Origin of the sequence: Secundilactobacillus angelensis, from assembly GCF_012641075.1 — a bacterium.
GTDB lineage: Bacteria > Bacillota > Bacilli > Lactobacillales > Lactobacillaceae > Secundilactobacillus > Secundilactobacillus angelensis.
Window position 1 is genome coordinate 23,731 of record NZ_JAAXLJ010000008.1, and the last position, 20,861, is coordinate 44,591.

At 43.7% G+C, this 20,861-nt stretch carries 17 protein-coding genes; 4 read left to right on the plus strand and 13 right to left on the minus strand.

The annotated features are described in order from the left end of the window. Positions 1–98: 98 nt before the first annotated feature. From pnpS to HC026_RS06120, 8 genes are all read right to left on the minus strand, one after another. A complete protein-coding gene (gene pnpS, locus HC026_RS06085; RefSeq protein WP_168925109.1) occupies positions 99–1,484 on the minus strand; it encodes a two-component system histidine kinase PnpS in 1,386 nt (461 codons plus the stop codon). Next, positions 1,477–2,187: a response regulator transcription factor gene (locus HC026_RS06090; protein ID WP_168925110.1), complete on the minus strand. Its 711-nt coding sequence runs from the start codon at positions 2,185–2,187 to the stop codon at positions 1,477–1,479. Before HC026_RS06090 ends, pnpS begins: the two co-directional genes overlap by 8 nt. A gap of 9 nt (positions 2,188–2,196) precedes the next feature. Beyond that, positions 2,197–3,351: a PDZ domain-containing protein gene (locus HC026_RS06095; protein WP_168925111.1), complete on the minus strand. Its 1,155-nt coding sequence runs from the start codon at positions 3,349–3,351 to the stop codon at positions 2,197–2,199. A gap of 191 nt (positions 3,352–3,542) precedes the next feature. Further along, positions 3,543–4,659 (minus strand): peptide chain release factor 2 gene (prfB, locus tag HC026_RS06100; RefSeq protein ID WP_211089431.1). Its coding sequence is split into 2 segments (ribosomal slippage): positions 3,543–4,598 and positions 4,600–4,659, totalling 1,116 coding nucleotides; the frame shifts between segments, so codons are not numbered across the junction. A gap of 120 nt (positions 4,660–4,779) precedes the next feature. After that, positions 4,780–7,143, minus strand: coding sequence for a preprotein translocase subunit SecA (gene secA, locus HC026_RS06105; RefSeq protein ID WP_168925113.1), 2,364 nt, complete (start codon positions 7,141–7,143; stop codon positions 4,780–4,782). A gap of 211 nt (positions 7,144–7,354) precedes the next feature. Then, positions 7,355–7,909, minus strand: a complete 555-nt coding sequence (hpf, locus tag HC026_RS06110) for a ribosome hibernation-promoting factor, HPF/YfiA family (protein ID WP_168925114.1) — start codon at positions 7,907–7,909, stop codon at positions 7,355–7,357. A 159-nt stretch (positions 7,910–8,068) separates the two neighbouring features. Further along, complete coding sequence (locus tag HC026_RS06115) at positions 8,069–8,749, minus strand: ComF family protein (protein ID WP_168925115.1); 681 nt, start codon at positions 8,747–8,749, stop codon at positions 8,069–8,071. Further along, complete coding sequence (locus tag HC026_RS06120; protein ID WP_211089432.1) at positions 8,742–10,085, minus strand: DEAD/DEAH box helicase; 1,344 nt, start codon at positions 10,083–10,085, stop codon at positions 8,742–8,744. Before HC026_RS06120 ends, HC026_RS06115 begins: the two co-directional genes overlap by 8 nt. A gap of 50 nt (positions 10,086–10,135) precedes the next feature. Here HC026_RS06120 and HC026_RS06125 point away from each other — a divergent pair, with 50 nt between their 5' ends. Beyond that, the gene (locus HC026_RS06125; RefSeq protein WP_168925117.1) at positions 10,136–10,792 is read left to right on the plus strand and encodes a YigZ family protein; all 657 of its coding nucleotides are present in this window, start codon (positions 10,136–10,138) and stop codon (positions 10,790–10,792) included. Positions 10,793–10,863: 71 nt separating this feature from the next. On the opposite strand, the gene HC026_RS06130 is transcribed toward HC026_RS06125, so the two are convergent. Further along, positions 10,864–11,958, minus strand: a complete 1,095-nt coding sequence (locus HC026_RS06130) for a glycosyltransferase family 4 protein (RefSeq protein WP_168925118.1) — start codon at positions 11,956–11,958, stop codon at positions 10,864–10,866. A gap of 278 nt (positions 11,959–12,236) precedes the next feature. Between HC026_RS06130 and HC026_RS06135 the strand changes: the two genes are divergently transcribed. Together HC026_RS06135 and lrgB are read left to right on the plus strand one after the other, a co-directional pair. Next, on the plus strand, positions 12,237–12,683 hold the full coding sequence (locus tag HC026_RS06135) for a CidA/LrgA family protein (protein ID WP_168925119.1): 447 nt from the start codon (positions 12,237–12,239) through the stop codon (positions 12,681–12,683). Positions 12,684–12,721: 38 nt separating this feature from the next. Next, a complete protein-coding gene (lrgB, locus tag HC026_RS06140; RefSeq protein WP_168925120.1) occupies positions 12,722–13,486 on the plus strand; it encodes an antiholin-like protein LrgB in 765 nt (254 codons plus the stop codon). Positions 13,487–13,630: 144 nt separating this feature from the next. Here lrgB and HC026_RS06145 read toward each other — a convergent pair whose 3' ends face one another. The 4 genes from HC026_RS06145 to HC026_RS06160 all read right to left on the minus strand — a co-directional run bounded on the left by HC026_RS06145 (position 13,631) and on the right by HC026_RS06160 (position 18,593). After that, entirely contained in the window at positions 13,631–15,466 is a 1,836-nt protein-coding gene (locus HC026_RS06145) for an APC family permease (protein WP_168925121.1), read from the minus strand. Positions 15,467–15,784: 318 nt separating this feature from the next. Then, a complete protein-coding gene (groL, locus tag HC026_RS06150; RefSeq protein ID WP_168925122.1) occupies positions 15,785–17,407 on the minus strand; it encodes a chaperonin GroEL in 1,623 nt (540 codons plus the stop codon). Positions 17,408–17,464: 57 nt separating this feature from the next. Next, the gene (gene groES / locus HC026_RS06155) at positions 17,465–17,749 is read right to left on the minus strand and encodes a co-chaperone GroES (protein ID WP_168925123.1); all 285 of its coding nucleotides are present in this window, start codon (positions 17,747–17,749) and stop codon (positions 17,465–17,467) included. A gap of 205 nt (positions 17,750–17,954) precedes the next feature. Continuing rightward, positions 17,955–18,593 (minus strand): redox-sensing transcriptional repressor Rex, encoded by a 639-nt coding sequence (locus HC026_RS06160; RefSeq protein ID WP_168925124.1) that lies wholly within the window; start codon positions 18,591–18,593, stop codon positions 17,955–17,957. 250 nt (positions 18,594–18,843) lie between these two features. Here HC026_RS06160 and HC026_RS06165 point away from each other — a divergent pair, with 250 nt between their 5' ends. Then, on the plus strand, positions 18,844–20,802 hold the full coding sequence (locus HC026_RS06165; protein ID WP_168925125.1) for an ABC-F family ATP-binding cassette domain-containing protein: 1,959 nt from the start codon (positions 18,844–18,846) through the stop codon (positions 20,800–20,802). Positions 20,803–20,861 lie beyond the last annotated feature (59 nt).

Sequence of the window (20,861 nt, forward strand, 5' to 3'; positions counted from 1 at the left end):
TAAATATTCGCTGTTTACCACTATACCAATTTAAAATTAAACAAAATGGATTCCAAATATTCAATAATCTGAATATCTAGAATCCACCATAAATGTGCTTACTGTACCTGTTTAATTGGGAAAGAAACGGAGAAGGTACTTCCCACTCCACGTTGGCTTGTCACTGAAATCTGGCCTTGTAAAGAATGAACCAATTCCGTTACAATTGCTAGTCCAAGCCCCGTACCATTAACTACTTGCTGAGTACGAGAACTGTCCACCCGATAAAAGCGTTCAAAGATTCGTGCCTGTTCAGATTGTGCGATGCCAATCCCGGTATCTTGCACCTTCAAGGTCCAATCCTGGGCAGTTGCTTCGTAGTCGATGGTGACCGAACCAGCCTCACGATTATATTTGATGGCATTAGACACCAAATTTTTAATGACTTCAACAAGTTTGCTCTCATCAGTTAGCTGAACTGTGCCAGCAGGAATCTGATTGACCAATGTAATGTGTTTTACAGAAGCCATTTGTTGTAACGCTCGTAATTGTTCATCCACCAACTCAGCAAGATCAATGCTGGCTATTTTTCGTTGAGAAACCGACTGTGACTCGATACGGGAAATTGACAGCACATCTTGAATGAGTTCAGTTAACCTTTTGCTTTCTTTTTGGATAATATCAAGGAACTGATTTAAGGTTCCCGGGTCATCCTTCGCCCCTGCTTGCAGTGTTTCTGCAAACCCGGAAATAGCTGTTACGGGGGTCTTTAATTCGTGGGATGCATTGGACAAGAAGTCCATCTGCATTTTTTCCACGGCGTATATTTCTGTCACATCGTACAGCAACACCAGAATCTGAAAAAAATCCTCAGAAGTTGACGTATAAATAACGGAGGCCTCAACCCGTTTTTCAGTCGGCATGCCAGGTAAGGTAATCACCTTACGTTGAGAGGCCTTTTGACTGAAAACCTGTCCAATTAAAGACACCAGTTCAAACTGATGAATGTCTTGGGTATACGGGTGCCGCCTGTCACTAATTTGAGCTTGTAAAAATTCAGCCATGGCCGCATTAGCCATTTCGACTTTCCGGTAACGGTCAATGACCATGACACCGATAGGTAAATACGATAAGAGCAAGCGCAGTTCTTCACTCTGCTGCGTCTTCTCCCGCAACACCTTTTGCTGATGCGTCTGCAATCGATTAATGGCCATGGCCAACTCATAATAATCGTTATCTTTCCGCAGTAAGATGTGTGCGGGCTCTTCGTCGCTTATCATGCCTTCAACTTTATGGGTCATTGCGGTCACGGGCTGTTTGCGATGCCAAAAAGCCCAGTTGAAAAGGCCGACCTCAACGGCAGAAACCGCTAAGTTAAATATCACCAACTGTGAAATCGCGTTAGCCATCATTTGCTGGCTAATTAAAAGCCGCGCAATCAATAAGAAAACAACCATGTTAATGACTAAGGTGACTAAATATTCCAAGCCAATTCGTTTAATCATGTTGCGGTGCCTCGAATCGATAGCCAAACCCCCGAACAGTTTTCAGATAGACCGGGTGTTTAGGATCCACTTCAATTTTGTCCCGTAAGTGTGAAATATGAATGTCCACCATTCTGGTCTGACCGGCATAGTCAAAACCCCAGACACCTTCCAGCATCTGATCGCGTTTTAAAACTTGGTTAGGTCGCTTCACTAAATAAACTAACAGTTCGAATTCCTTTGGCGTTAATTTAACTTTCCTGCCATCCACCGTCACAGTGACGGTGGATTGATCAATCAAAATATTGCCAACACGTAGCTGCTGGCCCTCATCAAAGGTCGACTGATTATCAGAGTTCGCCTGAGTGCGGCGCAAGACAGCCTTTAGCCTGGCCAATACTTCTCTTGGGCTAAACGGTTTAGTAATGTAGTCATCTGCGCCAAGTTCAAGACCGAATACTTTATCAAATTCATCCGTCTTTGCTGTGATCATCAGAATTGGGGTATCGACTTTCTCCTGACGCAATCGCTTAGTCACTTCAACCCCGTCTAACCCTGGTAGCATTAAGTCTAATAAAATGGCATCAAAATGCTTTTGAGTCGCCAAAGTCACCGCGTCGGGTCCGTTGGTGGCAGTATCTACTTCAAAATTTGCTTTTTCTAAATTATAGGTCAGCAGTGTCACAATAGCTGGTTCATCATCAACAACTAACACTCTTTGCATGAAATCCTCCTAATCTTTAAACACTACAATACCAATTTCATGTGGTGCACCATCAAAGATTGCGGTTTCTGTTACTTTTAAATCACCTTCCGGCGTCTGCACTTTCAGGTGACAATACGTTGGGTCTGACAACAAAGCTTCATATAAACTATTTTCTGAATGGACGGACAGTTGGTTGCACTCAGTGATGATATCCCCAACTTGAATATCCATTTTTGCTGCAGGTGTATCAGGTCTGATGCCCAGGACTCGCACACCATGATCGACTTTGGAGAACCAAAATGATTGGTGACGATCATGCCAGCGCACCCTAATCAAGCAACCTAAGTAACAGATATACGCCACACCCAAAACAATTAAACTGGCTGATTTGACGAAAATGGAAAGGATGCCACCAGCTAAAATTAAGAGTCCCAATAATAGCAGTGACTTCGACAATTTTCTAAAAGCGGTTTTCGGCGCTTGCTTGAATATCGTCAGATTCAAACCAATCAACAACGGTAAGAATAGTGGTGTCACACTAGTATTGCCAAATGAAAGCACCGGCCAAAAGGCCAAGTGTGAACTAATAAAATCACCAGGAATAAAAACCAGCGTTGGGATAACTAATAATTCGTTAAAGGGATAGCCAGCAATCAATTTCCCCCGCTTTTGCGCAAAAATCTTGGGCGAAGCAAAACGACCGCCGACTCGTCTCAACCAAAAGCCAAACAGTAATAAAACGCCAGCCGACAGGATGACCAAGCCAGCAAGCCCAACCGTTCTCACAGAAAAACCCCATTGTTTCATTGGTGCCATTATCTGCCGATTGATACTAGAATGATTGAACCAGTCATACAATACCACGGATCCAACCAAAAGGGTGATTGGAAGTCGCGCACCTAAGCCAATAATAATGGCGACTAAGGCCAGTATGGTATAACCAATCCACCAGCTAGTGGGCACAGTTAGGCCGACCGCCAATGAGATCACTGAACTAATCAGCCCAAACAAAATGCTGAGCAGCACAAAATGTCGCACTTCGTATTTATCGGAATAAACAGCGCTGCCAAAGGTCAACCTTTCTTGCTTGATTCGTCGATCAGCGGTCCACCATTCACGAATTAATCCAACCCACCAGACTGGCTGAGCCACTAGACTTACTACTAATAATCCAATTGTCATCATCAACACCTGCATTTTCATCATTTGTTTCTAAAAGCAGTATAGCATAAAGCGATTGAACCCGCTTTTACCCGGGATACTTCCCGCAAATGACAATATAGCATATTTGATATAGGGGCTTAACTAGTTACACTGTAAGAAAAAGCGTCCAACGCGTTTCTCTAAAGAAGTTGTCGGACGTTTTCACGTCATCAATCAGGGTTGGCCTGCTCCAACTGATATTGTAAATAAGCATTGATAAATGGGTCTAAATCGCCGTCCATAACGGCTTGACCGTTACCCGTTTCGTAATTCGTCCGGTGGTCTTTTACCATCGTATAAGGGTGGAACACGTATGACCGGATTTGTGATCCCCAGCCAATGTCCAACTGTTCGCCCTCAATGGCGGCTTTTTCCTTAGCCTTCTTTTCTTCTTCCCGTTCGTACAGTTTAGCTTTCAGCATGTTCATCGCTGTTTGGCGGTTTTGCAACTGTGAACGTTGTGCCTGACTAGCAACTACGATGCCAGTGGGCTCATGGGTGATCCGCACCGCTGATGAGGTCTTGTTAACGTGTTGCCCACCAGCACCACTGGCACGGTAAACATCCACTTTCAAGTCAGCCGGATTAATTTCGATGTTCACTGAATCATCGAGTTCTGGTAACACGTCCACCGATGCGAACGAGGTGTGTCGGCGTCCAGCTGAATCGAATGGTGAAATTCGGACTAGCCGATGAACGCCCTTTTCAGATCTAAGATACCCATAAGCATTATGACCAGAAATCAGAATCGTTACTGAACTGATGCCGGCAACTTCACCAGCTTGATAGTCCAGAGTCTCCACTGTAAAACCATGCCGATCTGCCCACCGAGTATACATTCGGAGCAGCATCGATCCCCAGTCCTGGGATTCAGTACCACCTGCTCCTGGATGAATTTCCAAAATAGCATTATTGGCATCATAGGGTTCGTTCAACAACAAGTTTAACCGGTACTGCTGCAAATTCTGTTTGAGCTTGGCTAAATTTTCTTCCAACTCCTTTTGAACCTCAGCATCCGGTTCTTCTTCCAGCAATTCAACCGCCACTGAAATATCAGCCAACTGCTCTTTTAAGTTCTGGTACGATTCTGATTTTGCTTTCAGTTGATTGGTCTCGTCAATTAACTTCTGTGCCTTTGGCTGATTATCCCAGAAACCGGGTTCAGCCATTTTTGATTCGTTGATTGCGATACTTTCGTTCAAGGCATCTAAGTCAAAGAGACCTCCCAAAGCCATCGATTTCGGTTGACATGGCTTTTATATCGCGTTTAATGTCACTTAGTTCCATCTTCGTTGCCTCCAAGTATATCTGTTAAGCTATTATTTTCTCTAGATACGAAAAATCCGCATGACCAAAGCGAGTCATACAGATTTTTCAGTTAGCCGGCATTACCGCCAGCTAAGTTTTTTACCGCTTAATGTTTTGACGAATTTCTGACTTCATGAACAGACGGGTAGCGTCGTAATCGATGTCAGCGATCATTTCCTCAAACATCCGGTAACCATCTTGTTGATATTCAACTAATGGGTTCAATTGACCGTAACCACGCAGGCCAATGGAAGTCCGTAATTGATCCATCACATCAATATGATCGGTCCAGTGAGAATCAACCACACGTAAGATGACCACCTTCTCAAATTCTAGCATTTGAGCAGGATCATACAGCTGTTTCTTCTTGTCTTCATAAACACCATCAGCCAAGCTCTTAAGCAAGTCCTTGATTTGATCAGCATCCTTATCCTTAAGATCATCTAACTTGATCTTATCTGGACTGACCAAAGCTGAAATGGCAAAGTCTAAGATTGTACTTAAATCCCAATCCTTTTGTTCGCCTTGAGTATGCAAGTTAACGACCCGATCAATGGTCCGGTCAAACATTGGCTTGATTACCCAACGTAATGACTGATCTTCATTGATGACTTCGTTACGCTGGTTATAAATAACTTCACGTTGTGCACGCATGACGTCATCGTACTGCAAAACGTTCTTACGTGAATCGTAGTTATTACCTTCAACCCGCTTTTGAGCAGACTCAACTTGGCGACTGATCATTCGGCTCTTGATAACCGCATCGTCACCTTCAACGTTCATCCGTTCAAGGAAGCCCTTAACCCGGTCAGTACCGAAACGACGCATCAGATCATCTTCAAGTGATAGGTAGAACTGTGTCAAACCAGGGTCACCTTGACGGCCAGAACGGCCACGAAGTTGATTATCAATACGACGTGATTCATGTCGTTCAGTACCGAGAACAACTAAGCCGCCTAATTCCCGAACACCCGGTCCAAGCTTGATATCGGTCCCACGACCGGCCATGTTGGTGGCAATAGTAACCGCCCCACGTTGACCGGCGTTCATAATAATATCGGCTTCCTTAGCATGGTTCTTAGCGTTCAAAACAACATGAGGAATCTTATCTTCATCCAGCAATTGTGAAATGTATTCAGACGTTTCAACCGCAACGGTACCAATCAAAATAGGTTGGCCCTTTTCATGGAGCTGTTTAACTCGATCAGCAACAGCGCGGAATTTAGCTTCCAAAGTTGGGTATAACACGTCTGGTTCATCAATTCGAATAACCGGCTTGTTGGTTGGAACTGAGATAACTTCCATGCTGTAAATCTCACGGAATTCTTCAATTTCAGTCCGGGCGGTACCCGTCATACCAGCAAGCTTGTCATACATCCGGAACAAGTTTTGGTAAGTGATGTTAGCCATGGTCTTGGATTCTTCTTGAATCTCAACGCCTTCTTTGGCTTCAATCGCTTGATGCAGCCCGTCAGAATAACGACGGCCTTCCATAACACGACCGGTAAATGAATCAACGATTAAGACTTCGCCATCAGAAACCACGTAGTCCTTATCACGAAGCATGATGAAGTTAGCCCGCAAGGCTTGATCCATATGGTGGGTCAACGCAGTGTTATCAGTATCAAAAAGGTTCTTGAGGTTGAAGTACTTTTCAGCCTTGGCAATTCCCTCTTCAGTTAACGACACACTCTTAGATTCCAAATCGATCTTGTAATCCGTGTCCTCATGCAGCGTTTTAGCAAACCGATCAGTCCGCTGATACAACTGTGATGTACCTTCGGATTGACCAGAAATGATCAGTGGTGTCCGAGCTTCATCAATCAAAATTGAATCCACTTCGTCGACAATCGCAAAGTTCAGTGGTCGCTGAACCATGTCTTCTTTATAAACAACCATGTTATCACGTAAATAATCGAACCCAATTTCTGAGTTAGTTGAGTACGTGATGTCACAGTTATAAGCTGCCCGCTTTTCTTCAGGTGACTTTTCAGTCAGGTTTAAACCAACACTCAGTCCTAACCAGTTATATAATTCACCCATTTCTTCAGCATCACGGCCTGACAAGTATTCGTTAACCGTAACAACGTGGACCCCTTTACCTGACAGAGCGTTTAAATAAACTGGCATCGTGGCAGTTAAAGTCTTACCTTCACCAGTCTTCATTTCGGCGATGTTACCTTCATGAAGAACGATCCCACCCATGATTTGAACGTGGAATGGGTATAAGCCAAGCACCCGCTTAGCACCTTCACGAGCAACCGCAAAGGCTTCTGGTAGTAAGTCATCAAGCGTTTCGCCGTCTTGATAACGTTGTTGAAATTCTGGAGTTTTTGCTTTTAAATCATCATCAGATAAAGCTTCATACTCTTTTGAGTAGCTATTAACCTTATCTGCAATCTTGCTGATCCGTCGAAGTTCTCGTTTATCACTTTCGACCCAGCGTCTTAAAAAGTTAGCCATTCTTGATTCCCTTCTGTTAATGTGTTCTCAATTATTATCATTCATTTGATTGCATACCATCAACTAGTCTAACATTTATGTCTAGGTTTTAAAACTCATCTGATAGTTATATTTTTTAAGAAACCGTAACAACCGCTTTACAAAGCGAATACAAAGGGACCGAAGCCTCAATAAAAATAGCTTCGATCCCTTCGTAATTAACTCATTAAGATTAATCGCCTGCTTCAATCAAACCGTAACGACCGTCATTGCGACGGTATACGATGTTGACTGCATCAGTTTCAGCGTCTTCATAGATAAAGAAGTCATGCCCCAGCATATCCATTTGCAGGATTGCTTCTTCATTGTCCATTGGCTTTAAGGAAACCCGCTTCGTGCGGACAACTTCTAACTTGCTTGGTTCATCAGAATCTTCGGTGTCAGCAGTTTCGGGTGTAAATTCAAGATTCTTGAAGCCCTTTTCCCGGGACTTACGGTTTACCTTTGTCTTGTACTTGCGGATCTGACGCTCTAGCTTATCCGTAACCAAATCAATACTTGCGTACAGATCTGGTGAAGTTTCTTCTGCTCGAAGGGTCAAATAAGGCAATGGAATCGTTACTTCCACCTTAGAATCCTTGTTTTGGTATACCTTCAAATTAACATGAGCAGTTGAATCCACGCTTTGCTCAAAATACTTCTCAAGCTTACTGATACGTTTTTGAACGTAATCCCGGATTGCTTGAGTGACCTCAATGTTTTCACCACGAATATTGAATGTGAGCATAGAACTTCTCTCCCTTCCACAACAAACAAAAGTTAATTTAAGCGGACCTGAAACCATGGCTTAAATGTTTGTTTTGTTTATATTTTAATTATAATAGAAAGCGCTACAATACACAATAGTTTAAGGCTCACAACAGCATTATTTCTGCGTGGCACCATTTTATCCGTGTGCTAGCGTAAGCCCCATAACTTCTGTGGCACCAGCGCTTTGAAACAACATAGCAGCATGCCGAATAGTCCTACCAGTGGTATAAATATCGTCAACGATCAAAACCCGCTTTTTATTAAATTTTTCAGGATCTAGATTAAGGGTAAAAGGCTGCTGAGTTTGCATCCGCTGCTGCCGATTTTTGGCGGACTGAGGCTGCTGCTTATCCCGATGCAGCGTCTTTAATCCATCAACCGTTTCTACTTGCTCCAGCAAACCTGCAACTTGGTTAAAACCTCGCTGTTGTTGTGTCGCTGGGTTGATGGGAATCGGAACCACGAAATCTGCTTTAAATTGGGCCACCTCACGTTTAAGTTTTGTTTGAAAAACTTTTCTCAACTGGTAATCGCCATAAAATTTATATTGTGACATGAACTGTCTGAGTAAGGCATTATACTGGAACATGGCACGATTCTTAAAGTCCTGAGGTTCCTGCCAACGCAAACAATCGTCACACACCGACTTCGAGCACAGACGACCACAGCCCGAACACGCTTGATCAGCTGGAATAGCGTCAATCGCGTTTAGACACGTTTGACATAATAAAGTCGGTTCAATGGGTTGAAAATTAAAAAGCTGCCACAGTGTCGGCTGCTGAAAATTATCGCGGTGACACAGCAAACAGTCAGTCATGGTGACCTATCAATCCTTCCTTTCGCGCTTTGTGATTCACAAACGTAATTTGATGACAGGCTTCCTTAATCGCTTTGGTTTGACTATCAGCAAAAAAGATGACCAATCCATCAGGATGCGCTGCTTTACGTCCAGCTCGACCAGCGATTTGAACCAACGCTGCTGTTGAAAAAACGGCATCATCCGCGCCCAGCACAACCACGTCAATATTTGCAAATGTTACGCCGCGTTCTAAAATAGTGGTTGTGATCAGACAATCTAGCTGACCATCCCGCATCCGTTGAACTTTTTCGTGTCGATCAGGATCACTCGCATGCACGGTGACCATTGACATCGTGGGAAACTGCCGTTGTAGAACGGACTCCAGTATGGACAGATCGTTCACATGGGGGACAAAAAGCAGAAAACGGCGTTGGTTAGCCACAATTTGTTTAAGTGCTCGATTTAGGCCACCTGATAAGCGATGTTTGGTTAACGTTTGCCGCCAGCGACTGGTTAGCTTAACCCTGATTTCTGGCAGCGGATACCCGTGATAACGCGCAGGTAAATAGCTGACTGTCAGTTTTTTCTGGCGTTCCTGTCGCAATAGTGCTCTGCTGGGGGTGGCAGTCAGATATAATAGTGCTCCGGTCTCCTTCTTGGCTTGCTCGGCAGCGTAATGCAAACCTGGATCCGCTGCAAACGGGAACGCATCCACTTCATCGATCACCAGAACGTCAAAAGCATGGTAAAATCGAAGCAGCTGATGTGTTGTACAAATCGTGAGTTGGCAATAGTCATAAGAGCCGTCCATCTCGCCATACAGGACAGCTTGGGGCACGCTCGCAAAAGCCGCCTTCAATCGTGGTGCAAGTTCAAGACAAACATCAACCCGTGGTGAGGCAATGCCAACTCGTAATCCTTTCATTAACGCTTGTTCGATACCGTAAAACAACATTTCAGTCTTGCCTGCACCGGTGACCGCCCATAGCAAGTGAGTTCGACCAGCAATAAAAACTTGATTGATGTTTTGACTGCACGTTGCTTGAGCCGGCGTTAACTCGCCAGACCAGCTTAATGGTGAATCAGCCTGCCGTCTGAACTGATTCGTTTCCGGCAGCGACCACAGCCACTGATTTGAAGTCACCCGCCCTAATTGAAAACAGTGTGGACAATAATAGTCACCTTCGGGTAGCTGAACAGTCTGCTTAACCGTCTTTCGTCCGCAGCGCTGACAGATCGCCCATTGACCGTTGAAAATCATGGCGGGGCGACGCACTAATTGCGATTGCCAGCTGGGCTCAACCGACACATCGGTTGCTATCAGTTGACGACCAAATAATTGAGTTGCTTGCATTATTCTCACCTCTCATTCAATACATACGCAAGAAATGGAGTAATTGATCAATGTCAGAAAATTATTTAACGATTAAAACTAGTGGCTCCCACGAGTTAGAAATTAAAAAGTCCCGTTTTATTAGCAGCGTTCAACGCGTCTCGACGAAGGAAGAAGCAGATGCCTTCATTGAATCAGTCCGACAAAACAACCCCAAGGCCAATCACAATTGTTTTGCTTATATGATTGGCAAACATGACGAAATCCAACGCGAAAGCGATGATGGTGAACCTTCTGGAACAGCTGGTGTACCAATTTTAGAAGTCTTAAAGCGCACCAAAATTCACGATGTTGTTACCGTGGTTACCCGCTACTTCGGTGGGACGAAACTTGGGGCTGGCGGTTTGATTCGGGCTTATAGTAACGCCACATCACGTGTAATCGAACAAGTCGGTTTGGTTGCAAAGGTCCGCCAACAAGATCTCAGTCTCACCGTTTCTTATTCAAACTATGAAAAGCTCAGCTATCACCTCGAGCAACAGCAAATTAACGTCCTGGATACGAATTATGGAAGTGACGTGACAGTTACCATTGCAGTGGATTTGGACGCTGTTGAACAAGTTCAAGCTGATTTGATGAATTTACTCTCGGGCCAAATGACGATTGCACAAGGTGACGAACATTACCACGAAGTTGACGTCCCTGTTTATCCCGACTCTGAAGACTGATTATTTCACCTGATAATTGACAAGAACCGCCATCCTTCAATACGAAAGATGGCGGTTCTTTATGTTATTTATTAATGTGAATTTTTGGAAGTGGTGCCCTTTACAATTCGTTTGATCCAATTTAACAGTGGCTGACGGTTGACGCCCACCAGTCCGATGGCTTCCACAAAAAGTTCCAAGCCAACTAAACTGGCAATGGTCAAACAGATTGTCCCCCACGTTGGTGAAATGGGATACATCAACGAAATAAAGGCAAAAATCAATGCAATGCCGTAGATGACCAAAACGGTTTGTCGGTGAGTTAGGCCAATCTGCATCAATCGATGATGTAAATGGTGCTTATCCGCATGAGAAATTGGCTGTCGATTCAGCATTCGCCTTAAGATAGCGTAAACGGTATCGGTAATTGGAACACCCATGATGACCACGGGAATGATCACTGAAATGAAGGTCACGTTTTTTAGACCGTACAGTGAAAAGACCGACATCATAAAGCCAATAAACAGTGAACCGGTATCTCCCAGATAAATGCGCGCCGGGAAGAAGTTATATGGCAAAAAGCCAATCATAGCAGCAACTAGCGTGAAAATGATGACCGCTACGAACGTATTAGCAACGTTGAGAAAGAACAGACCTGTGATTCCCATGGTTGATAACGCGATGATGCCAACCCCAGTGGCCAGGCCGTCTAAGCCGTCGATTAAGTTTACGGCATTCGTAATGGCCAGAATCCAAATCCAGGTAATCGGCAAACTCAGCCAGCCCAGCGAAACAAGCCCCACAAACGGAATCGTAATGTGACTCATTTTCACACCAGCAGCAAAGTAAACCACCAGCGCAGCAATTGAGATGCCAACCACTTTTTGCCGCGGTTTTAATTCAAAAACATCATCAATAATACCCGTAGCAATGATGACACACTCACCAGCAAAAACACCCCACAATTGACGAGTGGGAATTTGAGATCTCATTAGGAACATAGTCGCAAAGGTATATGAAAGAAAAATTGCCAAGCCACCCATTGTGGGCATCGGCACTTTATTCACTCTTCGCGCGTTTGGTTTATCGATTGCGCCAACCCGAAACGCCAGCTTTCGGACGAACGGTGTCAGGACAGCGGATAAAATCATGGTCGCAACCAAACTGACAATGATTTCAAATTTCATAATAGTTTCCTCTCTTCATGACACATTGGTACTATTATACAAATGGCTTTCAGTAAACACAATCGCGTAACGGGATTAATTAACTTAAATTTTTAATAAATTGAGCAATGTTTACTATTAAACTGTTCACTGCACAAGTCAAATATTTTTTGAAAACGTTTACAGATTGCTATTATCTTGCGTAATATTTTAATTGTGAGTATACTTACATTGTGAAGCGAAAGCGCTTTACTAGTTTGTGAAAAGTTTTTGAATAATTCTGAAAGGAGTGTTTCATTATGGCAAGTAACCAGCAAGCTTCCAAGACTGAGGGAACAGTGCACGAGCCTGCGCCTATCCTACAGCAAATGGGTATTTTTGGCTGCGTACTTTTCGTTTCTTCTCTATTGTCACCATTATTTCCAAAGTCATTTCCAGTCCCAACTCCAGTTATTGGTTTAGTTTTAATGTATGTGTTATTGGCATCACACATCATTAAGCTGTATCAGGTGGAGAAGATGGCCGACTTTTTGATTAGTTTAATCGCTTTCTTGTTCGTCCCATCTGGTGTTCAAATGGCAAATTCTTTGAACGTTTTCACGGATGACGGTGCATTGACCGGTGTTATGCTGATTGTAACGATCATCTTGGCAACTATCATTCTATTGGTTGTAATCGCATATACTACCGCAGCATTCATGGCTGTCAGTCGTAAAGTGTTCCACAAATCAACTGATATTCAGTAATTTGCTATTTCTCCCAATTATAGAAAGGATTGAGATCAATGACCTGGGTGACCTTTTTCGGTAATGCTTTAGATCCGAAAGTCGGTGGGATTGCGTTCTTTGGTATTTTCTTATCATTAGTAGTCTTTCTCATTGGCCAATATTTATTTAAAATTTCAAATGGTTTCTTCTTATTTCAGCCATTATTCGTTGGTATGGTTCTAGGTATCTTCATTCTCTGGCTAATGTCAAAGTGGTTCGGTGTTTCACTGCCCACCTTCTATCAGGCGGCCTATAAGCCGGGTGGTGACATTCTATTCTGGTTCTTGAACCCTGCAACCATCGCATTTGCCATTCCGCTGTATCGTCGGAATGACGTTGTTAAAAAATTCTGGTTAGAAATCGTCTTGTCTCTAATCGTTGGTATGGTGATTTCATTATTCATCATCTACTACGTATCAAAGGGATTAGGCCTCAACAACAAGATTATTTCTTCCATGCTCCCTCAAGCTGCTACGACAGCGATTGCAATGCCTATTTCCGGAGCGATCGGTGGTGTGCCTGCCGTTACCGCGATGGCATGTATCATCAACGCCGTCCTGATTTACGCCTTGGCAGACTTCTTGATTAAGATCTTCCGCTTAAACAGCGACCCAGTTGGTGCTGGTTTAGGTTTAGGTACTGCAGGACACACGGTTGGTTCAGCTAAAGCCGTTCAACTTGGTTCCATCCAAGGCGCCATGGCTTCAATCGCCGTTGTTGTCATCTCAATCGTGGTCGACATCGTTGTACCACCATTTGCACATATGATGGGCTTGTTCTAGACAAACAGTTTATTTAAAAATTTTTTCTCAACTACAAACTACGTATAGCGAAAAACCGTCCAATTCAGTTGGGCGGCTTTTTTATTGCACAAAGTTAAAAGGCACATCCCGCATTTGATTAGTAGGATGTGCCTTCATTAATAACTATCTCTTTAGGTGGTAACTATAAGTTGAAACGATGATATTTTGACGCGTATTCAAGGCTGAACGAAGCCGTAGTGCGGTTTGGTTATGCAAGACGTTTTGCCAAGGCCGACGTGGAACAAATTGCGGTACCAAGACGGTAGTGGTAAAGTTTCGCTCGTTAGCGCGCTTAGCAATGACATCGCAGAACCGTAACGTTGGTGTGATGATTGACCGGTACGACGAATGAATATCGACAAAGCGGACATCAGGAAACTCAACTTTAAATTTCTGTGCAGTCTTGTGCTCCTTACGCGGATTCTCATCGAATGACACGTGCATGGCAATGACATAGTCACCAACAGAACGCGCATAGTCAATGGCATGCGCTGTGACCTGTGTCACGTCACTGACCAGGACGATTACCGTTGCGCCATCATAGTGATGGTTGACAGAGTCGCTATCCTCACTTACCCGCAACTGACGGGCAACGTTGATGTAATGTCTGTGAATCCGGTAAAACATGTAGATTAAAGCAGGCATCACAATCAAGTAAGGCCAAACGTTGCCAAAATGAAGCAAGAACAAGAAGACCACCAGGGCGAATGAAATAAATGCACCCAAGAAGTTAATGCAGGCCTTCAACCCCCACTTACCTTCACGGACTCTAAACCAGTGTCGGATCATACCAGATTGAGACAAGGTGAAGGGTACGAAAACCCCGACAGCATAAAGTGGAATCAACAGGCTAGTCTTACCATGGAAGATAATGATTAAGAAAATTGCTCCAACCGCGAGTGAGATAATCCCGTTGGAATAGCCTAACCGATCACCACGATCCAAGTAAGCATGTGGTAAAAACTTATCCTTAGCCAGATTGTAAGCTAAGATTGGAAAAGCCGAGAAACCAGTGTTAGCAGCCACTGCCAAAATAGCAGCCGTAGCCAGTTGCAGCAGATAATAAATCAGACCGTGACCAAAGATGGCTTGTCCAATTTGTGACAGCACCGTGTTATCAGCCATTGGCCGGATACCAAGGTAGTAACTCAAGAACGTAATCCCGCCAAAGAAGAAGGCCAGAATCGACGCCATAATTGCCAGAGTTGCACTGGCATTATGACTCTTGGGCTTATGAAAGTTTGGCACCGCGTTACTAATAGCTTCAACCCCAGTCAGTGAGGAAGAACCACTAGAAAACGCCCGGAAGAACAGTAAGATCGTCATTCCTTGCACTGGTGCGTTAATTGGCGCAGCAGCGTGATAAGCGACGTGACCAGTAGCAATCTCAATGATCCCCCAGATAACCATGGCAGAAATCATCAAAATGAAGAAATAAACTGGTAATGTCAGCATGGAAGCAGATTCTCGCATGCCCCGAAGGTTGAGTCCCATAATGAGTAACACTAAAATAATTGAAATACCGACTTGATGGGCACTAAGAGCGGGTATCGCGGAAATAATAGCATCAGTACCAGAAGTAACAGAAACCGCCACGGTCAACATATAATCGACCAATAGTGAGCCACCAGCAACTAACCCAGCTGGTTGTCCCCAGTTAGTCGTTGCAACAACGTATGCACCTCCCCCGGATGGGTAGGCGTGAATAATTTGTTGGTATGACAACGTGATAGCGAACAGTAAAATCAGGACCAAGGCGGCAACCCAAAGTTGATACATCAGAGCCGCAGCAGAAAGTGTGATTAAAACTGTTGTAATTTGTTCAGTCCCATATGCGACTGAAGATAACGCATCAGAAGAGAGTAGCGCCAAAGCTTTGAATTTAGTTAAAGCCTGACCACCCTCGTCCGTTGTCTTCAACGGCTTACCAATAAGTAGCCGTTTCAAATAACGCCACATGATTTTTTCTCCTTTATCGACGAATAACAGCTATCAACCTGAGATCACAATGGCTGATAGCTCCCTTCGAAAATTGATATCTAAAATAAATGAATGCCGCAAATGGGTATGCAAAATCAACTGGTATTGTACAACAAATTATCTCATGAAAGCAAGCTGATATCATGCAATCCAAAATAGTTAACGAGCTCCCTCTAGTGTACTAGTTTTTCCAACAAATTACTGGTTTATTTTAAACAAAAGAAGCATCCGCAATTTGTTATCAATTGCAGATGCTTCTTTTAAATTCATTTGAAATCACTAGCGGTTAAGCTAAGTTTACATCATACCGCCCATACCTGGTTGAGCAGGTGCAGCTGGAGCAGCATCATCCTTTGGTTCGTCAGCAACAACGGCTTCAGTGGTCAACAGCAATGCTGAAACTGAAGCAGCGTTTTGAAGAGCTGAACGGGTAACCTTGGTTGGGTCGACGATACCAGCGTTAACCATGTCTTCATACTTGTTAGTAGCAGCGTTGTAACCTTCGCCTGGCTTCAATGTCTTCATGTGTTCAACGATAACGGAACCTTCAACACCGGCATTTTCAGCGATTTGGCGAACTGGTTCTTCCAAAGCACGACGAACGATCGCAACACCAGTAGCTTCGTCACCATCGGCTTCGATCTTTTCAACTTCAGGAATAACGTTGATCAAAGCAGTACCACCACCAGGAACAAAGCCTTCTTCAACGGCGGCACGAGTAGCGTTCAAAGCATCTTCGATACGGTACTTACGTTCTTTCAATTCAGTTTCGGTTGCAGCACCGACACGGATAACGGCAACACCGCCAGCCATCTTAGCCAAACGTTCCTTTAACTTGTCACGGTCAAAGTCTGAAGTGGTTGCATCGATTTGAGTCTTGATTTCAGAAACCCGTTCTTGAATTTGTTCCTTGGCGCCAGCACCTTCAACAATGGTCGTGTCGTCTTTTGTGACGTTAACCTTGTTGGCTTGGCCAAGTTGTTCAAGCGTAGCGTCCTTCAAGTTCAAGCCTAAATCATCGGTAATCACTGTACCACCGGTCAATACGGCAATATCTTGAAGTTGAGCCTTACGACGGTCACCAAAGCCTGGAGCTTTAACGGCAACCACGTTGAAGGTCCCACGCATCTTGTTCAAAACAAGGGTTGGTAATGCTTCACCAGTAATGTCATCAGCGATGATCAACAGTGAACGGCTTTGTTCAACAACTGATTGTAAGAGTGGTAAGATATCTTGAATGTTAGCAATCTTCTTGTCAGTAATCAGAATGTATGGGTTGTCCAAGTTAGCTTCCATCTTATCGTTGTCGGTAACCATGTACTGTGACATGTAGCCACGATCGAACTGCATCCCTTCAACAACGTCCAAGCTGGTATCAACACCACGTGATTCTTCAATGGTAATGACACCATCGTTACCAACTTTTTCCATTGCGTCGGCAATCAAATCACCAACTTGTTGGTCAGCTGAAGAAATTGAAGCGATTTGAGCAATATCACTCTTAGTCGCAACCTTGTGGCTCATATCATGCAAAGCCTTAACAGCTGCATTGGTTGCTTTTTCGATCCCGCGACGGATACCAACTGGGTTAGCACCGGCAGTCACGTTCTTCATACCTTCGTTAACGATTGCTTGAGTCAATACCGTAGCAGTGGTCGTACCATCACCAGCGATGTCGTTAGTCTTTGAAGCAACTTCAGCAACTAACTTAGCGCCAAGGTTTTCAAAGTGGTCTGACAATTCAATTGCCTTAGCAATCGTCACACCATCGTTTGTGATGGTTGGGTTGCCGTATGATTGTTCCAAAACCACGTTACGGCCTTTAGGACCGATCGTTGTCTTAACAGTATCAGCTAATTTATCGACACCGGCAAGCATTGATGACCGAGCGTCTTCTGAAAACTTAAGTTGTTTTGCCATAATTTACCTTCACCTCATAAATTTTATTGTTAAAAGATTTAGCCTAGTTGCATCTGACTAGTCGACGATTGCGACAAGGTCCTTTTCGTGAACAACTAGATATGAGTCACCGTTATACTTAACTTCAGTACCTGAGTATTTATCAAATAAGACAGTGTCGCCTTCTTTAACACTTGGCGCAACCTTTTCACCATTGTCAAGCACACGGCCACTACCTACGGCAACAACCTTACCAGTTTGTGGTTTTTCCTGAGCATTACTTGCTAGTACGATACCACCAACAGTTTGTTCTTCTTCTTCTTGTGCTTGTAAAATTACACGGTCTCCTAATGGTTTTAACACTTGAATCCCTCCAATAAATATAAGTTTAGCACTCTTAGCACTCATCTAACACAAGTGCTAATCACAACTAATACTATAAAATTATTCCCACTCAAATGCAAGCCATTTACCTAAAAAAACGCTGATTTACTAAAATTAAAAATTAAACTCAACAAAAAAAGCTCAACACCAGTAATTTCACTGGCATTAAGCCTCAACTAAACAACTATTCTGCTTCATTGTAATGATCCAAGAAATAAATCAAGGTTTGTAATTCATTGGTCAAATCAACGTTTTGAACCCGCACGTGTGATGGCACTGAAATCCGCAAAGGTGTGAAGTTAAGAATTCCTTGGACACCACCAGCAATTGCGTCATCAGTCACGTTTTGAGCCACAGATTCAGGTACGGTCAAAATAACAATTTTGATCTGCTGATCCTCAAGCTGCTTACGTAACTCTGACATTGGATAAATTGGAACCCCACTTTGGACGGTATTCGCCAAATCGGGACGGACATCAAAGGCAGCACTGATTCGAACGTTACTGTTTTGGTGGAAATTAAAGTTTAATAACGCGTTCCCTAAATTACCCACACCAATTAAAGCAGCGTTGGTCAGCTTATCCTGATTTAAGATCTTCTTGAAAAACTTTAATAGACTGTCCACGTCATAACCATAACCCCGTTTGCCCAAAGCACCGAAGTATGAAAAATCACGGCGAATTGTGGCCGAGTCCACTTTAACTGCATCTGATAGTTCCGTGGATGACACCCGATTTTTATCGGCATCGTGTAAGATATTTAGGTAACGGTAATAAATCGGCAAGCGTTTTGCCGTGGCCTTTGGAATTTTTGTTTCTGCCAATTTCTTTTCCTCCTTGTGAATTTTTCTGATTAAAAACAACTTAAAAGACGAACTTTTTAACCATTAAAATCATTGTAATTTGATATAGTAAACAAGCTTGTGAAAACCTCATTCTCGTTAATTGTAGCATAAAGGGTCGATTTGTGAAATAAATTTCAATAAAAAATCAATGAACATTCCGCTCTACCCTATCAGATTCTCACTAATTAATGGTAGAATAGTTTCACAATAGAAAGGTAGCTGATACGACATGTTATTACAGGTCCAGCAAGTAACACGCCGATTCGGCGCGGATACGCTTTTTGACAATGTCAGCCTAGACGTGCCTGAACACGGCCGAGTTGCGTTGGTCGGTCGAAATGGTGCTGGCAAGTCAACCCTCATCCGAATGATTACGGGAATCGATGCCCCAGATGAAGGCCAGATCATTTATAAAAAGGGAATGACCATGGGTTATTTAGCCCAAGATACTGGCCTTGATTCTGACAAATCCATCTGGGAAGAAATGGCCAGCGTTTTCAAAGATCTTCAGGACCAAGAAGAAGAACTGCACCGCATGGAAGAGCGAATGAGTGACCCAGAAGTGATTAATGATCAACAAGCATTTGATCAGCTTTCTAAAACCTATGATCAACGACAAACTGCCTTCAAGAACAATAACGGTTATGGTTATCGGGCTGAAATTCGCGGCGTGCTTCACGGTTTTGAATTTGGTGAAGAAGATTACGACCGCTCAATCAATGAATTGTCTGGTGGTCAAAAAACACAACTGGCTTTAGCCAAATTGCTGCTTGAGAAACGTGACCTCCTAGTATTGGACGAACCGACTAACCACTTGGACGTGGAAACGTTGACCTGGCTTGAGGGTTACATTCAGTCTTATAAAGGGGCACTATTGATCGTGTCTCATGACCGTTACTTCCTTGATAAGCTAGTGAGCGAAGTTTACGAAATGGCTATGGGTACTGTCACTCATTTTCACGGTAACTATTCTGCCTATGTTACCCAAAAAGCGGCTCAGTTGCAACGCCAGTGGAAAGAATATGACAAACAACAGCATAAAATTTCACAGTTAGAGGACTTTGTTAACCGTAACATCGTCCGTGCCTCCACCACCAAACGGGCTCAGGCAAGAAGAAAACAACTGGCAAAGATGAGCCGAATCGAACGCCCTGAGTCGGATGATAAGGTCGCCCACTTTGCCTTTACCCCCCACCGTCAAAGCGGCAACATTGTTTTAACCGTGAAGGATTTGGCTGTTGGGTATGATCCGAATAAAGTGTTAGCAAAACCCGTTAATATCGATATCAAAAAGCACCAGGCCATTGCCATTGTGGGGCCTAACGGTGTGGGCAAATCAACTCTGCTAAAAACAATTCTAGGAAAAATTCCTGCGTTAGCGGGTAGTGTGACGTTTGGTACCGGCGTTGATACTGGGTATTACGATCAAGAGCAGAAGTCCCTGCATAGCAATAAAACAGTCCTAGCAGAGCTTTGGGACGATCATCCAACCACCCCTGAAAAAGACATCCGCACTATCCTTGGCAGTTTTCTTTTTACTGGCGAAGACGTGGATAAGCTGGTGCATAGTCTCAGTGGTGGTGAGAAAGCGCGGTTGTTGCTGACTAAGTTGGCGATGAAACACGACAACTTCTTAATCTTAGACGAACCCACCAACCACTTGGACATCGACAGCCGTCAAGTGCTAGAAAATACGCTTAATGATTTTGACGGCACGATCCTGTTTGTTTCTCATGACCGGTACTTTATTAACCAAGTTGCAACTTCAGTGGTGGAGTTATCGGCTGAGGGCTCGGAACTCTTCCTTGGTGATTACGACTACTTCATTGAAAAGAAGCAGGAACAGGCTGCTGTGGCGGAGAAGCTGCAAGAAGAGGCACTGGAAAAGGACCCTAGCCTTGCAGTAAAGCCTGTTAGTCAAAAGAAACAGAGTTATCAGCAGTCAAAGGAACGTCAAAAACAGGAACGTAAGCTGACTCGTCAAGTTGAAACACTGGAACAGCAGCTAACGGATCTGACTGATCAAAAGAGTCAGATTGAAACCACCATGACAAAGCCAGAGATTTTCTCAGATCAGGCTAAAATGGCAACGTTACAGCAACAACTAGCCGAAATTACCGACCAAATTGAAACCACCGAAAATGATTGGGAAGACGCTTCCCTGGCGTTAGAAGATTTGTCGGAATAAAAAAATAATCGCAACCCGAAATTCTCGGAGTTGCGATTATTTTTATTTTCGTCAATGAT

Coding starts and splice junctions, on each gene's coding strand:
- pnpS (WP_168925109.1), bottom strand. CDS start 1,484: ATGATTAAACGAATTGGCTTGGAATATTTAGTCACCTTAGTCATTAAC.
- HC026_RS06090 (WP_168925110.1), bottom strand. CDS start 2,187: ATGCAAAGAGTGTTAGTTGTTGATGATGAACCAGCTATTGTGACACTG.
- HC026_RS06095 (WP_168925111.1), bottom strand. CDS start 3,351: ATGACAATTGGATTATTAGTAGTAAGTCTAGTGGCTCAGCCAGTCTGG.
- secA (WP_168925113.1), bottom strand. CDS start 7,143: ATGGCTAACTTTTTAAGACGCTGGGTCGAAAGTGATAAACGAGAACTT.
- hpf (WP_168925114.1), bottom strand. CDS start 7,909: ATGCTCACATTCAATATTCGTGGTGAAAACATTGAGGTCACTCAAGCA.
- HC026_RS06115 (WP_168925115.1), bottom strand. CDS start 8,749: ATGACTGACTGTTTGCTGTGTCACCGCGATAATTTTCAGCAGCCGACA.
- HC026_RS06120 (WP_211089432.1), bottom strand. CDS start 10,085: ATGCAAGCAACTCAATTATTTGGTCGTCAACTGATAGCAACCGATGTG.
- HC026_RS06125 (WP_168925117.1), top strand. CDS start 10,136: ATGTCAGAAAATTATTTAACGATTAAAACTAGTGGCTCCCACGAGTTA.
- HC026_RS06130 (WP_168925118.1), bottom strand. CDS start 11,958: ATGAAATTTGAAATCATTGTCAGTTTGGTTGCGACCATGATTTTATCC.
- HC026_RS06135 (WP_168925119.1), top strand. CDS start 12,237: ATGGCAAGTAACCAGCAAGCTTCCAAGACTGAGGGAACAGTGCACGAG.
- lrgB (WP_168925120.1), top strand. CDS start 12,722: ATGACCTGGGTGACCTTTTTCGGTAATGCTTTAGATCCGAAAGTCGGT.
- HC026_RS06145 (WP_168925121.1), bottom strand. CDS start 15,466: ATGTGGCGTTATTTGAAACGGCTACTTATTGGTAAGCCGTTGAAGACA.
- groL (WP_168925122.1), bottom strand. CDS start 17,407: ATGGCAAAACAACTTAAGTTTTCAGAAGACGCTCGGTCATCAATGCTT.
- HC026_RS06165 (WP_168925125.1), top strand. CDS start 18,844: ATGTTATTACAGGTCCAGCAAGTAACACGCCGATTCGGCGCGGATACG.